This window comes from Pantoea nemavictus (assembly GCF_037479095.1).
GTDB classification, from domain to species: Bacteria; Pseudomonadota; Gammaproteobacteria; order Enterobacterales; family Enterobacteriaceae; genus Pantoea; species Pantoea nemavictus.
Genome location: NZ_JBBGZW010000001.1, coordinates 2684851 through 2699714, shown reverse-complemented (window position 1 = coordinate 2699714; position 14864 = coordinate 2684851). Strand labels below are relative to the sequence as shown.

At 56.3% G+C, this 14864-nt stretch carries 10 protein-coding genes; 6 read left to right on the top strand and 4 right to left on the bottom strand.

Annotated features, from left to right (window positions below):
• Nucleotides 1-47 precede the first annotated feature (47 nt).
• Complete coding sequence (gene ftsH / locus WH298_RS12300) at nucleotides 48-1955, bottom strand: ATP-dependent zinc metalloprotease FtsH (protein ID WP_036620266.1); 1908 nt, start codon at nucleotides 1953-1955, stop codon at nucleotides 48-50.
• 175 nt (nucleotides 1956-2130) lie between these two features.
• Entirely contained in the window at nucleotides 2131-2760 is a 630-nt protein-coding gene (gene rlmE / locus WH298_RS12295; RefSeq protein WP_007886684.1) for a 23S rRNA (uridine(2552)-2'-O)-methyltransferase RlmE, read from the bottom strand.
• Between the two features lie 125 nt (nucleotides 2761-2885).
• On the opposite strand from rlmE, the gene yhbY reads away from it, so the two are divergent.
• Nucleotides 2886-3179, top strand: a complete 294-nt coding sequence (yhbY, locus tag WH298_RS12290) for a ribosome assembly RNA-binding protein YhbY (RefSeq protein WP_007886683.1) — start codon at nucleotides 2886-2888, stop codon at nucleotides 3177-3179.
• 125 nt (nucleotides 3180-3304) lie between these two features.
• On the opposite strand, the gene greA is transcribed toward yhbY, so the two are convergent.
• On the bottom strand, nucleotides 3305-3781 hold the full coding sequence (gene greA, locus WH298_RS12285) for a transcription elongation factor GreA (protein ID WP_007886682.1): 477 nt from the start codon (nucleotides 3779-3781) through the stop codon (nucleotides 3305-3307).
• Nucleotides 3782-4027: 246 nt separating this feature from the next.
• Between greA and dacB the strand changes: the two genes are divergently transcribed.
• From dacB to pmrB, 3 genes are read left to right on the top strand one after another with little or no spacing between them, the layout of a single operon-like run.
• Nucleotides 4028-5461 carry a serine-type D-Ala-D-Ala carboxypeptidase gene (gene dacB, locus WH298_RS12280; protein WP_049851549.1) on the top strand — a complete coding sequence of 478 codons (1434 nt, stop codon included), beginning with the start codon at nucleotides 4028-4030 and terminating at the stop codon, nucleotides 5459-5461.
• A complete protein-coding gene (gene pmrA, locus WH298_RS12275; protein ID WP_180822970.1) occupies nucleotides 5461-6123 on the top strand; it encodes a two-component system response regulator PmrA in 663 nt (220 codons plus the stop codon). The genes dacB and pmrA overlap by 1 nt, the downstream gene beginning before the upstream one ends.
• A complete protein-coding gene (gene pmrB, locus WH298_RS12270) occupies nucleotides 6120-7181 on the top strand; it encodes a two-component system sensor histidine kinase PmrB (RefSeq protein WP_180822969.1) in 1062 nt (353 codons plus the stop codon). The genes pmrA and pmrB overlap by 4 nt, the downstream gene beginning before the upstream one ends.
• 6 nt (nucleotides 7182-7187) lie before the next feature.
• On the opposite strand, the gene WH298_RS12265 is transcribed toward pmrB, so the two are convergent.
• Nucleotides 7188-9458 carry a TonB-dependent siderophore receptor gene (locus tag WH298_RS12265; protein WP_180822968.1) on the bottom strand — a complete coding sequence of 757 codons (2271 nt, stop codon included), beginning with the start codon at nucleotides 9456-9458 and terminating at the stop codon, nucleotides 7188-7190.
• Between the two features lie 257 nt (nucleotides 9459-9715).
• Between WH298_RS12265 and fes the strand changes: the two genes are divergently transcribed.
• Nucleotides 9716-10945: an enterochelin esterase gene (fes, locus tag WH298_RS12260; protein WP_180822967.1), complete on the top strand. Its 1230-nt coding sequence runs from the start codon at nucleotides 9716-9718 to the stop codon at nucleotides 10943-10945.
• The gene (locus WH298_RS12255; RefSeq protein ID WP_180822966.1) at nucleotides 10930-14841 is read left to right on the top strand and encodes an enterobactin synthase subunit F; all 3912 of its coding nucleotides are present in this window, start codon (nucleotides 10930-10932) and stop codon (nucleotides 14839-14841) included. The genes fes and WH298_RS12255 overlap by 16 nt, the downstream gene beginning before the upstream one ends.
• The last annotated feature ends 23 nt before the right edge of the window (nucleotides 14842-14864 follow it).

The window sequence follows — 14864 nt, the reverse complement described above, 5'->3', positions numbered from 1 at the left end:
GTGGGCTGTAAATCTAGCGGTAGAGTTATCGTCCCGCCAGATTGCCATCACATAATCTTATCAGAACCCGGTGTTTTCGGGTCATCTACAGGGCGAGGAGCCTGGGTTGAGTCGCCGTTACCAACAGCAACCTTAGCCTCTTCCCAACCTGCAGGTGGACGTACTTCGCGACGTGCCATCAAATCGCTGATTTGTGGTGCATCGATGGTCTCATACTTCATCAGCGCGTCTTTCATCGCGTGAAGGATGTCCATGTTTTCGTTCAGGATGCGGCGAGCACGTTGGTAGTTAGTATCGATAAGGTGTTTAACTTCCTGATCGATAATGCGCGCCGTTTCATCTGACATATGTTTCGCTTTCGCCACTGAACGTCCAAGGAACACTTCGCCCTCTTCTTCAGCGTAAAGCAACGGACCCAGCTTCTCGGAGAAGCCCCACTGCGTAACCATGTTGCGCGCTACGCTGGTCGCCATTTTAATGTCAGATGAAGCACCGGTAGAAACATAGTCCGGACCATAAATGATCTCTTCCGCCAGACGCCCGCCGTAAGCCACTGAAATACGGCTTTCCAGCTTCTGACGATTGGCGCTGATCTCATCGCCCACTGGCAAGAAGAAGGCAACACCTAAGGCACGACCGCGCGGGATGATGGTGACTTTGTGCACCGGATCGTAACCCGGAACCAGAGTACCCACGATCGCGTGACCCGCTTCATGGTACGCCGTCGATTCTTTCTGCTCTTCGGTCATCACCATGGAGCGACGTTCTGCACCCATCATGATTTTGTCTTTGGCTTTTTCAAACTCAACCATTGAAACCACACGCTTATTGCCGCGAGCAGCGAACAGCGCAGCTTCGTTGACCAGGTTAGCCAAATCCGCACCGGAGAAGCCCGGCGTACCGCGTGCAATAACAGAGGGATCCATATCGGTAGCCAACGGCACACGACGCATATGCACTTTCAGAATCTGCTCACGACCGCGGACGTCTGGCAAGCCAACCACAACCTGGCGGTCGAAGCGACCTGGACGCAGCAGCGCCGGGTCAAGAACGTCTGGACGGTTAGTTGCCGCGATCACGATGATGCCTTCATTACCTTCAAAGCCATCCATCTCAACCAGCATCTGGTTCAGCGTTTGTTCACGTTCATCGTGACCACCGCCTAAACCGGCGCCACGTTGACGGCCAACCGCATCGATTTCATCGATAAAGATGATGCACGGCGCGGCTTTCTTCGCTTGTTCAAACATGTCACGCACACGTGATGCACCGACACCTACGAACATTTCAACGAAGTCAGAACCGGAAATGGTAAAGAACGGTACTTTCGCTTCGCCTGCAATGGCTTTCGCCAGCAGCGTTTTACCGGTACCCGGAGGGCCGACCATCAGGACGCCTTTCGGGATTTTACCGCCCAGTTTCTGGAAACGGCTCGGCTCACGCAAATACTCAACCAGCTCACCAACTTCTTCTTTGGCCTCATCACAACCGGCCACATCAGCAAAGGTGGTTTTGATCTGATCTTCGGTCAACATGCGGGCTTTGCTCTTGCCGAAGGACATCGCGCCCTTACCGCCGCCGCCCTGCATCTGCCGCATAAAGAAGATCCACACGCCAATCAGCAGCAGCATTGGGAACCATGAGATGAAGATTGAAGCCAGCAGGCTTGGTTCTTCAGGCGGTTCGCCAACTACTTTGACGTTTTTGGTCAACAGGTTATCGAGTAACTTAGGATCGTTGACGGGGATATAGGTGGTGTATTTATTGCTGTCTTTTTTGACAACGTTAATCTCACGCCCGTTAATTCGTGCCTCGCGGACCTGATCTTGGTTCACTTCCGATAGGAAAGTTGAATAATCAACCCTACGGCCATTCGACTCGCTGGGCCCAAAGCTCTGGAATACAGACATCAGCACGACCGCGATGACTAACCAGAGAATCAGGTTTTTCGCCATGTCACTCAAGGGATTAACCTCATATTACAACGATGTTAACAGACAGCGTAGGGTACTATAGATCCTTCATACCTGGAATCGCAGTGCGGATGATTTTGCTTGTTTACCTTGAAACTCAGAATTAGACATCAGAGTAAACGCATTGGTCGTCTTGCTTTGATTCCGGCAATTCAGGCTAAAGTTTGCGCCCCGTCGCCACAATGTACACTTCGCGCGAACGTAATCGCGAAGCGTCCGGCTTACGAATTTTCACTTTCGTAAACAGGGAGCGAATTTCCCGCAGGTATTCATCGAAGCCATCTCCCTGAAACACTTTCACGACAAAACTGCCGCCTGGTGCCAGGATATCCCGACACATTTCCAGCGCCAATTCTACCAAATACATCGAACGTGGAATATCAACCGCAGGTGTCCCGCTCATGTTGGGTGCCATATCTGACATCACCACCTGCACCTTTTGGTCGCCAACGCGCTCCAGTAAGGCGTTAAGCACCGCTTCATCACGAAAATCGCCTTGCAGGAAATCAACGCCGACAATGGGATCCATTGGTAACAGATCGCAGGCAATGATACGACCACTTGATCCGATAAGCTGTACCACATATTGCGACCAACCGCCGGGTGCAGCGCCCAGATCAACCACCGTCATGCCGGGTTTGAAAATCTTGTCACCCTGCTGTATTTCCTCAAGTTTAAACCAGGCACGCGAACGCAACCCTTTTTTCTGTGCCTGCAGCACATATTTATCGCTAAAGTGTTCCTGTAGCCAGCGACTGGAACTGGCCGAACGCTTTTTACCCGTCATAATTTTTCCAATTAAATCGTCATCGTAGCGATAAATCAGCACGCAATGGTCGCGTTGATTTGGCGATATACCCGAGATGGCGGTAGAATGAACCGTTTTCAATCCCTGAGTAAGCAAAAAATACGATGAATCTGAGTACCAAACAAAAACAGCACCTGAAAGGCCTTGCCCATCCGCTTAAGCCGGTTGTCATGCTGGGCGGTAATGGCCTAACTGAAGGCGTGCTCGCCGAAATCGAACTGGCGCTCGAGCATCACGAATTGATCAAGGTAAAAATTGCCTCGGAAGATCGTGAAACCAAGCAGCTGATCGTTGACGCTATCGTGCGTGAAACTAAAGCAGGCAACGTACAGGTCATCGGCAACACGCTGGTGCTATATCGCCCTGCCAAAGAGCGTAAAATCACTCTTCCGCGTTAATCATGCCCTAAAGGCGGCGACGGGCAAAGAAAGTGCCACGCTCCTGCATGTGATAAAAGGCCGCAATGCGGCCTTTTTCCTTTCTTTACAAAATGCAGCGACATATTGCAAAGCGTAGCAATATCTTAAAGGTATTCCACCTTCAGCACTTCATATTCCACATCCCCACCCGGGGTTTTGACAATCGCGACATCATCCGCTGATTTTCCCACCAATCCACGCGCCATCGGCGAATTCACGGAGATCAGGTTCTGTTTGAAGTCAGCTTCATCGTCACCCACGATGCGGTAGGTGAACTCTTCATCCGTTTCCACATTCAGAATGGTCACGGTTGCGCCAAAAATAACGCGGCCGGTTTTCGGCATTGCAGTGATATCAATCACCTGCGCATTGGAGAGCTTAGCTTCGATCTCCTGAATACGACCCTCGCAAAAACCTTGTTCTTCGCGAGCCGCATGATATTCGGCATTCTCTTTTAAATCGCCGTGCTCACGGGCTGTGGCGATGGAGGCGATAATGCGCGGACGCTTTACGGATTTCAGTTCGTTCAGCTCTTCGCGCAGCTTCTCAGCGCCTTTCAACGTCATCGGAATCTGATTCATTTTGGCTCCTCGTCATCTATCCTGGTTAACGGCGTCATCCTGACCGGTGACAGCAGAAAACAGCTTCTGCGGCGCGTTACCTCTTTTCACAAGCAAAAGAAGCCTGACCCGGAAAGCTTTCCGGGTCAGGTTCGGTTTTGCATTTTGATACGTATTTTACCCCAGAGTTCCCTGTGGGTCATCGTTTACTTTGCACCGTCCGGGGACGTAGTATTGACGCCTTCACCCGTCAGTTACCGCGAGATTATGCGATTTTCACGACTTGTTACCGGATTAACCTGTGCGTTTATGCTGCAGGCACAAGCAGCTCCCGTTGAAGAATACATGCAGTATTTGCCAGACGGCGCAAACCTGGCGCTGATGGTACAAAAAGTGGGCGCATCAACCCCGATAATCGATTATCACGGCAAACAGATGGCATTACCGGCCAGCACCATGAAAGTGGTGACGGCGCTGGCGGCCCTGCTGGAACTCGGTCCTGACTTCCGTTTCCAGACCACCATGGAGACCAAAGGCGCGGTCAATGATGGCACCCTGAATGGCGATCTGGTCGCGCGTTTCGGCGGCGATCCAACGTTGAGCCGTCAGGATCTGCGCAATATGGTGGCCGCGCTGAAAAAACAGGGCATCACGCATATTAAAGGCAATCTGGTGGTCGACACCTCGGTGTTCGCCAGCCACGATATGGCGCCCGGCTGGCCATGGAACGATTTGACGCAGTGCTTTAGTGCACCGCCAGGTGCTGCGATTGTCGATAAAAACTGTTTCTCAGTATCGCTATATAGCGCCAATACGCCGGGCGAAAATGCCTTCGTGCGCATTGCCTCCTATTACCCGGCACATATGTTCAGCCAGGTGCGCACCATCGGACGTAACAGTGGTGATGGGCAATATTGCGAGCTGGATGTGGTGCCGGGCGAGCTCAATCGCTACACCTTAACCGGCTGTATGCGTCAACGCGCTGAGCCGCTGCCGCTGGCATTTGCCGTGCAGGACGGTGCCGCGTGGGCCGGTGAGATCCTTAAAGCCGAACTGCGTGCCGCCGATATCGATTACAGCGGCCATCTGGTGCGTCAGGCGCAAGTGACCTCGCCGGGCACCGTGCTGGCTTCAACGCAATCTGCGCCGCTGCACACGCTGCTGCATACCATGCTGAAAAAATCGGACAACATGATTGCCGATACCGTGTTCCGCACCATCGGCCATCACTACTTCAACGTGCCGGGCACTTTCCGCGCGGGTTCGGATGCGGTACGCCGCATTCTGCGTGAAAAAGCCGGTGTCGATATGGGCAACAGCATTCAGGTGGATGGCTCAGGACTGTCGCGTCATGATTTGATTGCACCAGATACCATGATGCAAGTGCTGCAATTCATTGCGAAAAACGACTCGACGCTGAATTATATTTCGATGCTGCCGCTGGCCGGTTACGACGGCACGCTGCAATATCGTGGCGGTCTGCATGAAGCAGGCCTCGACGGCAAAGTCTCGGCGAAAACCGGTTCACTGCAGGGCGTCTATAATCTGGCTGGATTCATCACCACCTCCAGCGGTGCGCGCGTGGCCTTTGTGCAGTTCCTGTCCGGCTATGCTGTGCCGCCGGAAGATCAGAAAACGCGCCGCATTCCATTGGTACGTTTTGAGAGCCGCCTCTACACGGATATCAATAAAAACAACTGATGAAACTGCTAATTGTCGAAGATGATGCGCTGTTGCAATCGGGTCTGGCGCAAGCGCTCAGCGCACAAGGTTACGCTATCGACTGCGCCAGCACCGCCGCCGAGAGTAACGCCATGTTGCGCAGCGGTCAGTACAGCCTGATCGTGCTCGATCTGGGTTTGCCGGATCGCGATGGCGCTTCATTGCTACGACAGTGGCGCCGCGACGGCATTGCCGTACCGGTGTTGATCCTCACAGCGCGCGATGCGCTGGAGGATCGCGTTGATGGCCTGGATGCCGGCGCCGATGATTATCTGGTGAAGCCGTTTGCGCTGGTCGAGCTGCAGGCTCGCGTGCGGGCGCTGATCCGCCGTTATCAGGGCCACAGCGATAATCTGCTGCAACAGGGCGATCTGACGCTCAACCTCAGTTCACAACAGGTGCTACTGGAAGAACATCCGCTGGAGATCACGCCGAAAGAGTTCGCACTGCTCACCCGTTTGCTGATGCGCGTTGGGCAAAATGTTCATCGTGAAACGCTGCAGCAGGATCTCTACAGCTGGAATGACGATCCTGGATCCAACACCCTCGAAGTTCACATCCACAATCTGCGTCGCAAGCTGGGAAAAGATCGTATCAAAACTGTGCGTGGCGTCGGTTATCGTCTGGAAATCCGCGAATGAACAGCATGCGTCAGCGGTTACTGATTATGCTGGCGCTGATTCTCCTCACCTGTCAGGTGATGAGCGCCATCTGGCTGTGGCATGAGAGCCGCGAGCAGATCAGTTTTTTAGTCAATGAAACGCTTTCCGCTCAGGCGCGTAACGATCGTGTCGAAAATGAGATTCGCGAAGCGATCGCCTCGCTGCTTCTGCCCTCCTTAGTGATGGTCGCCCTCACCTTGCTGCTGTCGTTTTGGGCGATTACCTGGATCATCCGCCCGCTGAAATCGCTGCAAGACAGCCTCGCACACCGATCAGCGGATAACCTGACGCCGTTGCCGGTCTATTCCGAGATGGATGAGATCGTGGCGGTCACCACCGCGATCAACCAGCTATTTTCACGCCTCGATCACACGCTACAGCAGGAGCGATTATTCACCGCCGACGCGGCGCACGAGCTGCGCACGCCGCTGGCGGGATTGCGCCTGCATCTGGAGCTGCTGCACCAGCAGAACGTGCCGCAAAGCGAGATGCTGATCGAACGCATCGACCAGCTGATGCACACCGTTGAACAGTTGCTGATGCTGTCGCGCGCCGGTCAGGCGCTGGCTGGCGGTCACTATCAGCAGTTGCTGTGGCAGAAAGACATCATGCAGCCGCTGGAACCGGAAATGGCAGAGCTGTTGCAACAGCGCCAGCAAACGCTGCACTGGCCGCAGGTCAACGATGTGCCGCAGCAAGGCGAAGCGGTGCTGCTACGTTTGATGCTGCGCAATCTGCTGGAGAACGCTTCACGCTACAGCCCGGAAGGCAGCGAGGTAGCGGTGAAAATGCAGCAGGACAAGCAGCAGGTGATTATTGAAGTGTGGGATCAGGGACCGGGCATTGATACCGCCGCCGCGGAAGAGCTGACGCAGGCATTCCGTCGACGCGATCAGCGTTACGGCGGTAGCGGGCTGGGTCTGAATATCGTGCTGCGCATCGTGCAGATGCATCGCGGCAGGCTGGAACTGGTCAATCGTGAGGATAGCAGCGGACTGATTGCCCGCTGCTATTTACCGCATCAACTTATTGGCTAACTCGCCTTAGAAATGGGTATTCAGGCTCATAAAGTAAGTACGACCTGATTCGTTATAGGTATTGGCACCCGCACCATACAGATAAGAGTTGGTGTTGGCGTTGCCGGTGGTTTGCGCATTGCCCTCACGATAGTGACGCTTATCGAACAGATTATCGATACCCACCGTGACGCTGGCGTACTTGTTGATATCGTAGGTGCCGCTCATGCCGATAATCGAGTAAGGACTGACTTTATCAGTCGCGCTGCCGGTCGAAGCATTGCCTTTGTAATCATACTTCTTCGGCGTTTGTGTGCCGTACCAGGTCAGCGTGGTTTGCAGCGACAGATCCTGCGTTGCCTGCCAGCTCAGCGTCGAGTTCAGCGTGTACTCCGGAATCACCGATAAGCGATCGCCGGTCTCTTTGTTCTTACTCTGCAGCATATAGGTGAAGTTGTTGTTCCACGTCACGCTGTCGGAGAACGGCACGTTAACCGTACCTTCCAGCCCTTCCACCACCGCTTTCGGTACGTTTTCCCACTTATAAATATCGGTGGTGCCGTTAGAGGCTTTGCCCGCTGGCGAGTAACCGGCTTCGATCTTGTTGCGATAATCGTTGCGGAACCAAGTCAAACCGGCCTGATAACCTTCGTGTTTCCACTCCAGTCCCACCTCTTTGTTGATGCTATTTTCGGCTTTCAGATCGCTGTTACCTTGCAGATAACAGGGGCCGGTGCTGGCAGCGCAACCCTGGCCATTGCTGTACAGCAGATAGTTTGGGTTGGTTTGATACAGGCTCGGCGCTTTATAAGCGCGCCCGATGCCCATCTTCAGCGTGAAGTCATCGCCCAGACCTTGCGACAAATTGAGCGACGGACTCCAGTTATTGCCCACAATTGAGTGGTGATCGAAACGCAGGCTTGGCGTCAGCATGGTGCTGTCGGTCAGCTCCATGTTGTCTTCAGCGAACAGTGAGAAAATCTCCGCCTGGGAATAGGGGCTGCGGCCAGTGTTGTCGATGCCCGGCACCGCGCCGTAGTTCGCCGCCTGGGCGTTGGATGAACCATCTTTCATGCGCTGCTGGTTCCATTCGGTACCCAGCGTCGCGGTTTGATTAAACAGCAGTTCAAACGGAATACTGACTTCGCTGTGCAGCAGCACATCATCCAGCTGAATGGTGTTAAAACCGCTGTTGGAGAAGATACCTTCGGTGCCGCCCGCCAAACCTTCGTTGATGCGCGAATTGCGGGTTTTCTCATAACGCGCGTAGGTATTGGTACTGACGCCGTTATCCCACGCGCCGGTCCACTTCAGTGAGACGTTTTGACGATACAGGCGGTTGGTTTCATCACCGTACAGGCTTTTCACCAGCGCGCTGGTGTTAGTGTTCTGCGTATCGCCGGCATAAAGGTTGCCCTGACGGCTGAAGCCGGCCTGTAGCTCCAGCGTTTGCATCGGCGCAAATGCCCAGCTCAGTAATGCATTAATATCTTTATTCACCGAGCCTTCGCGGCCCGATGGATAACTGCCGGCATAGCTACCGGTACGCGCCGCCGCATGACCTTCATTGATGTCATAGGCATCGGCCTGCGTTTTGGCTAAACCGCCGTACAAACGGAAGTTGAAATCATCGCCCAGCGGTCCTTCCAGGCTGAAGTTGGTGCGTTTAGTGGCGCCTTCGGCTTTGTGTTCTGGCACGTTGTAATAGGTGTTCCATGAACCGTGCCACTGCTGATCGGTCTGTTTTTTGGTGATGATATTCACCACGCCGCCCGCTGCACCGTTACCGTAACGTACCGCTGCAGGTCCACGAATCACGTCGATATGGTCGATCATCTCCGGCGGCACCCAGTTAGTATCACCGCGCGTATCACGCTCGCCACGCCAGCCAAGGCGCACCGAGTTGCGGCTGGTGATCGGCATGCCATCCACCATGATCAGGGTATTTTCTGGGCCCATGCCACGAATATCGATCTGGCGATTGTTGCCGCGCTGGCCGCTGGTGGAGTTACCGGTCAGGTTCACGCCTGGCATGGTACGGATAATTTCTGATACATCGCGCGCGGGCGGATGCTTTTTGATTTCGTCGGCGGTGATGGTTGAGACGCCCGGCGCCTGCAGGTTCTGCTGCTGCGCGGTAACCATTAAGGTGCCGCCGTCCATCGATTGTGCGTCAGTGGTGCTCGCTGAGGTTTTGCTGGAGGAAGTCTCTGCTGCCCAGGCGCCGCTGGAGAACAGTGAGGCGCTGAGCCCCAATTCAAGAAGAATAGCTAATGATAACCGCGAGTAATTTTTCATTTTATACGTTCCTGGATGGCCAGCAAAAGCCGTTGCATGCTGACTGGCGAGCCGGTGAGAAGATCCCTGTTCCTATCGCGCCCAGTTCCAGACCCTTCAAACCATCCGTAGCGCAACCTTACCGAACGGTAAGCATCAGGCGGAACGAGCGTGCTCATTTTTGAGCGCAGTCACCCTATTGCAAATGCAAATTATTATCAATAGTATTATTCATCAAGCTTATGTAAATCTCCGCGTAAACACCGACTGGCAGCCCTATGACCTGGCGAAATGATGTAACCGGCAGTGCAGCCTGGTGGCAGGCGCAACAATCCCAGGGGATTCCCCGTATTGAGTTAGCAGACGATGGCCAATGTCAGGTCACCTTCTTCTGGCGCGACCCGCAAGGTGATGAAACACAATCGTCGACCCAGCGCGTATGGATCAACATTACCGGCGTCACCGATCACCACCAGCGCCGCCCACCACAGTCGCTGATGCGCGTGACGGGCACTAACGTCTGGTACTGGCAGACTTCGCTACCGGCTAACTGGCGCGGCAGCTACTGTTTAATACCCGATGAACAGGCCACCGACTTTTCTGGTGAAGCCGACATGTCTTCGCTGCGCAACTGGTGGCGCGATAAATTCCCCACTGCACAGGCCGATCCGCTGAATTATTTACGCGGCTGGTCTGGCGGACGTGGCATGAGTGTCTCACCGCTGCATCTGCCGCAGGCCCCGAATCAGCAGGTATGGCAAGCGGTAGATAAGGGCACGGCGCCAGCCGTGGAGCTGCAGCAGCAGCAATGGCACAGCGCAATATTGGGCAACAGCCGCAAGGTATGGATTTACACCACCGGCGACGCCAATCCCGCGCAGCGTCCGCTGGCGATCCTGCTGGATGGGCAATTCTGGGCGCACAACATGCCGATTGCCGGGCCGCTGCAGCAGCTTACCGATGCCGGCACCTTGCCGCCTGCGGTATATCTGTTTATCGATATCATCGACCGCGACCACCGCAGCCGCGAGCTGCCGTGCAATGCGCAGTTTTGGCAAGCTCTCCAGCAAGAACTCCTACCGCAGATTGCCCAGTCAGTGCCCTATCGCCAGCAGGCCAATAGCACCATCGTCGCCGGGCAAAGTTTTGGCGGCCTCGCCTCGGTTTATGCCGCGCTGCACTGGCCGGAAACCTTTGGCAATGCGCTCAGCCTCTCCGGCTCCTTCTGGTGGCCGGAACGCGGCAATCCGCACGGTTGGCTGCTACAGGCGCTGGAGAGTGGCCTTACACCACGCCAGCCGCTGCGCTTCTGGCTGGAAGCGGGCAAGCGCGAAGGCTTAATTTTGCAAGCTAATCAACAGTTACAGCAGCAACTGCACGCTGCCGGTTATCAGGTGCATTACCAGCCGGTGGAAGGCGGGCATGACGCGCTCTGTTGGCGCGGTGGCCTGCTGAGTGGCTTACAAGCCCTGTTGAATCAACCGGAGCATCCATGTCCGAATCCCTGATGAATAAATCTATGATTGACCAACAAACCCTGCCGTTAGTCGCGGCACAGCCCGGTATCTGGATTGCCGATCAGCTGTCCCCGCACCGCAACGCTTACGCGGTAGCGCACTTTGTCGAGCTGCGCGGTGACATTGATAGCGCCTTACTCGCCCAGTCAATTGTCGCGGGCATGCAGGAAGCCGATACGCTAAACATGGCCTTCGGCGAAGTGGAAGGCGAAGCGTTGCAGTGGCTCCAGCCACAACAATTTAGTCCGCCGCAGATTATCGATCTGCGCGGCGAGGCCGATGCCGTCGCCACAGCACGCGTGCTAATGCGCGAAGATATGAACAGCGATCTGCGCGTGCTGAGCGGCGCAAAACTGTGGCATCACTGCCTGTTCCGCCTCGGCGAGCAGCATTGGTTCTGGTATCAGCGCTATCACCATTTAGTGGTGGATGGCTTCAGCTTTACCGCACTAACGCGCCGCATCGCTAACCTCTACAGTGCCGCAGTGCACCAGCAGTCGGCCGAACCGACGCCGTTTATCCCGTTTAGCGAGGTGGTTGAAGAGTATCAGCGCTATCGCGAATCCTCCTCGTTCACGCGTGACAGCCAGTTCTGGCGCGAAAAAGGGGCGGCGCTGCCGTCACCGGCGTCGCTCTCGCCGCTACCGCTTGCCGGACAAACCGCCAGCACCGATCTACTTCGCCACAGCGTGACGCTGGATCGCAGCACCTTTCAAACGCTGGTGCAGCAGCACCCGCAATCCAGCGCCGCCGATCTTGCCTTCGCCCTTGTTGCGCTGTGGCTGGCACGTCTCAGCGGCCAAAACGACTTTGCCGCCGGCTTCATCTTTATGCGTCGTATCGGTTCCGCCGCCTTGTGCGCTACCGGTCCAGTGATCAACGTATTGCCGATGGCGGTGCATTACGATCCCACGCAGCCACTGAGCGCCCTCGCCGCGCAGCTGGCGGGTGAAGTGAAAAAGATGCGCCGTCATCAGCGCTATGACGCCGAACAGGTGCAGCGCGATCTCGGTCGTCTTGGCGATGGCGATCCGCTGTACGGTCCGGTGATCAACCTGAAGATGTTTGATTACCAGCTCGATTTCGCCGGCGTTGAGGGCATCACCCATCAACTGGCTTCCGGACCGGTACGCGACCTGGAAATCGCTATCTATATCAGTGAGCAAGGTGAATTAACCCTTGAGCTGCTGGCCAATGCCGAGCGCTACAGCGAACAGACCTTGCAGCGTCATGCCAGCCGCTTTGCCTTGCTGCTGAATCAGTTGGCTGAGCAACCGCAGCGCCCGTGTGGCGAACTCGATCTGCTCACTGCTGAGGAACACGCGCAGATTACCGCGATTAACCAAACCGCTTATCCGCTGCCGGCAGAAACGCTGGCCTCGCTGCTGGCCCAGCAGGCGGCACGTACGCCGGATGCCCCGGCGCTCGCCGATGCGCAGCACCAGCTGAACTATCACCAAATGCAACAGCAGGTATTTGCGCTGGCGGCAGAGTTGACTGCCGCAGGCGTGCAGCGCGGCGATATTGTCGCGGTAGCGCTGCCGCGCTCAGTGCAGCTGTCGCTGGCATTGCAGGCCATTGTTTCGCTTGGCGCCGCGTATTTACCACTCGATACCGGCTATCCCGACGATCGCCTGCAGCTGATGCTGGAAGATGCCGCACCGAAAACGCTGATCACCTGCGCGGCACTCAGCGCGCGCTTTTGCGCCATCGCGTCGGTCAATCAGCTGCATTTTGATGCGCTGTATAGCACGCCAACTGCGCCACAACCGGCCAGCGCGCCGACGCCGCAGGATGGTGCTTACATCATCTACACCTCAGGCTCTACCGGCCGTCCTAAAGGGGTGCTGGTGGGCCATGAAGCCATCGTCAATCGCCTGTTGTGGATGCAGGATCGCTACCCGCTGCAAGCCGATGATGTGGTTTTACAAAAAACGCCGAGCAGCTTCGATGTTTCAGTATGGGAATTCTTCTGGCCGCTGCTGGTCGGCGCGCAGTTGGTGATGGCGCCGCCAGAGGCGCATCGCGATCCTGAAGCGCTGCAGCAACTGTTTGCCCGCTACAAAGTCACCACCACGCATTTCGTACCCTCGATGCTGGCGGCCTTTGTCGCGGCCCTTGATGATCAACAGGCGATTGCCTGCTGTGCCAGCCTGCGCAACGTGTTCTGCAGCGGTGAAGCGCTGCCGACCGACTTGTCTCGCGAGTGGGAAACTCTGACGCGAGTGCCGTTGCACAATCTGTATGGTCCAACCGAAGCCGCGGTGGATGTCAGCTGGTATCCAGCGTTTGGTGATGCATTGGCTGCCGTCGAAGGGGCCAGCGTGCCGATTGGTTTCCCGGTGTGGAACACCGGGCTGCGCATCCTCGATGCCCGCATGCAGCCGGTACCACCGGGCGTCGCGGGCGATCTCTATTTAACCGGCGTACAGCTGGCGCATGGCTATCTTGGTCGTCCCGATCTTACTGCCAGCCGCTTTATTGCCGATCCCTTCAGCCCCGGCGAGCGCATGTACCTCACCGGCGACGTGGCGCGCTGGCTGGATAACGGTGCGGTGGAATATCTCGGCCGCAGCGACGATCAGCTAAAGATTCGCGGTCAGCGTATCGAGCTGAATGAAATTGATCATGTGCTCAGCGCCCAGCCGGGCATTGAGCAAGCGGTAACGCACGCCGTGGTGCTGGGCGGCGCGGCGGCACAGGGTGATGCACGCCAGCTGGTGGGTTACGTGCTAGCCGCGCAGCCGGTTGATGGCGAAGCACTGCGTCAGGCGCTGGCGCAACGCTTGCCCGCGCATATGGTGCCCGTTGCCATTGTGCAGCTTGATGCTTTCCCGCTCAGCAGCAATGGCAAGCTGGATCGCAAAGCGCTGCCGTTGCCAGAGTCCGCCAGTGCCAGCGCGGGACGTGCCCCCTACGCTGGTCTGGAAACCACGCTGGCAAATGCCTTCTGCCAGCTGCTGGCACGCGATGCCATCAGCGCGCAGGATGACTTTTTCGCCCTTGGCGGTCATTCGCTGCTGGCGATGCGCTTAGCGGCGCAGCTGCGTCGCGAGCTGCAACAGCCGGTTTCAGTGGGGCAGATTATGGTGGCCTCGACGGTAGAGAAACTGGCGACACTGCTCAGTGATGCACAATCACATCAGCAGGCTGGCTTCGAAGCGGTGCTGCCGCTGCGTCAGAGCAACGGCCCAACGCTATTCTGCTTCCATCCGGCGTCAGGTTTTGCCTGGCAGTTCAGCATCTTGCAACGCTATCTCGATCCGAGCTGGTCGCTGATCGGCATTCAGTCGCCGGATATCAACAGCCCGCTGAACCAGAGCACGCATCTGGATGAGGTGTGCGAGGCGCATCTGCACACCCTGCGCGAGGTGCAGCCGCACGGGCCTTACTATTTCCTCGGCTATTCACTCGGCGGCACGCTGGCACAAGGCATTGCAGCACGGCTGGAAGCGGCGGGCGAAGAGGTCGCATTCCTTGGCTTGCTGGATACCTGGCCGCCAGAAACGCAAAACTGGGATGAGAAGCGCGGCGAGAACGTGCTGGATCCTGCGGTGCTGGAAGAGGTGAATCGCGAACGCGAGCAGTTTATCGCTGCACAGCGCCATCAGGCCGGTGAAGAGATGCGTGCGATGTTTGATACCATCGAGGCTAACTACGCCAGTTCAGTGCGCCTGCTGGCTACCGCGCGCAGTGCGCGTTTTAACGGTCGCGCCACGCTGTTCCTCGCCGAGCAGACGCAGCAGCCGGGACAAGATGCGCGTCGTGCCTGGGCACCCTATGTGGATGAGCTAGAGGTGTGGCCGATGGATTGCGCCCACGTGGAGATCATTTCACCACAAATGTTTGAGCAGATTGGGCCACTGTTGCAGCGGTTGCTGGGTTAGATGCAAACCAGGTCGCCATGAAT

Bases quoted from the DNA above. Each gene is read 5' to 3' on its own strand.
- fes (WP_180822967.1), top strand. From the start codon at position 9,716: ATGACCTGGCGAAATGATGTAACCGGCAGTGCAGCCTGGTGGCAGGCG.
- ftsH (WP_036620266.1), bottom strand. From the start codon at position 1,955: ATGGCGAAAAACCTGATTCTCTGGTTAGTCATCGCGGTCGTGCTGATG.
- WH298_RS12255 (WP_180822966.1), top strand. From the start codon at position 10,930: ATGTCCGAATCCCTGATGAATAAATCTATGATTGACCAACAAACCCTG.
- dacB (WP_049851549.1), top strand. From the start codon at position 4,028: ATGCGATTTTCACGACTTGTTACCGGATTAACCTGTGCGTTTATGCTG.
- pmrA (WP_180822970.1), top strand. From the start codon at position 5,461: ATGAAACTGCTAATTGTCGAAGATGATGCGCTGTTGCAATCGGGTCTG.
- pmrB (WP_180822969.1), top strand. From the start codon at position 6,120: ATGAACAGCATGCGTCAGCGGTTACTGATTATGCTGGCGCTGATTCTC.
- rlmE (WP_007886684.1), bottom strand. From the start codon at position 2,760: ATGACGGGTAAAAAGCGTTCGGCCAGTTCCAGTCGCTGGCTACAGGAA.
- WH298_RS12265 (WP_180822968.1), bottom strand. From the start codon at position 9,458: ATGAAAAATTACTCGCGGTTATCATTAGCTATTCTTCTTGAATTGGGG.
- greA (WP_007886682.1), bottom strand. From the start codon at position 3,781: ATGAATCAGATTCCGATGACGTTGAAAGGCGCTGAGAAGCTGCGCGAA.
- yhbY (WP_007886683.1), top strand. From the start codon at position 2,886: ATGAATCTGAGTACCAAACAAAAACAGCACCTGAAAGGCCTTGCCCAT.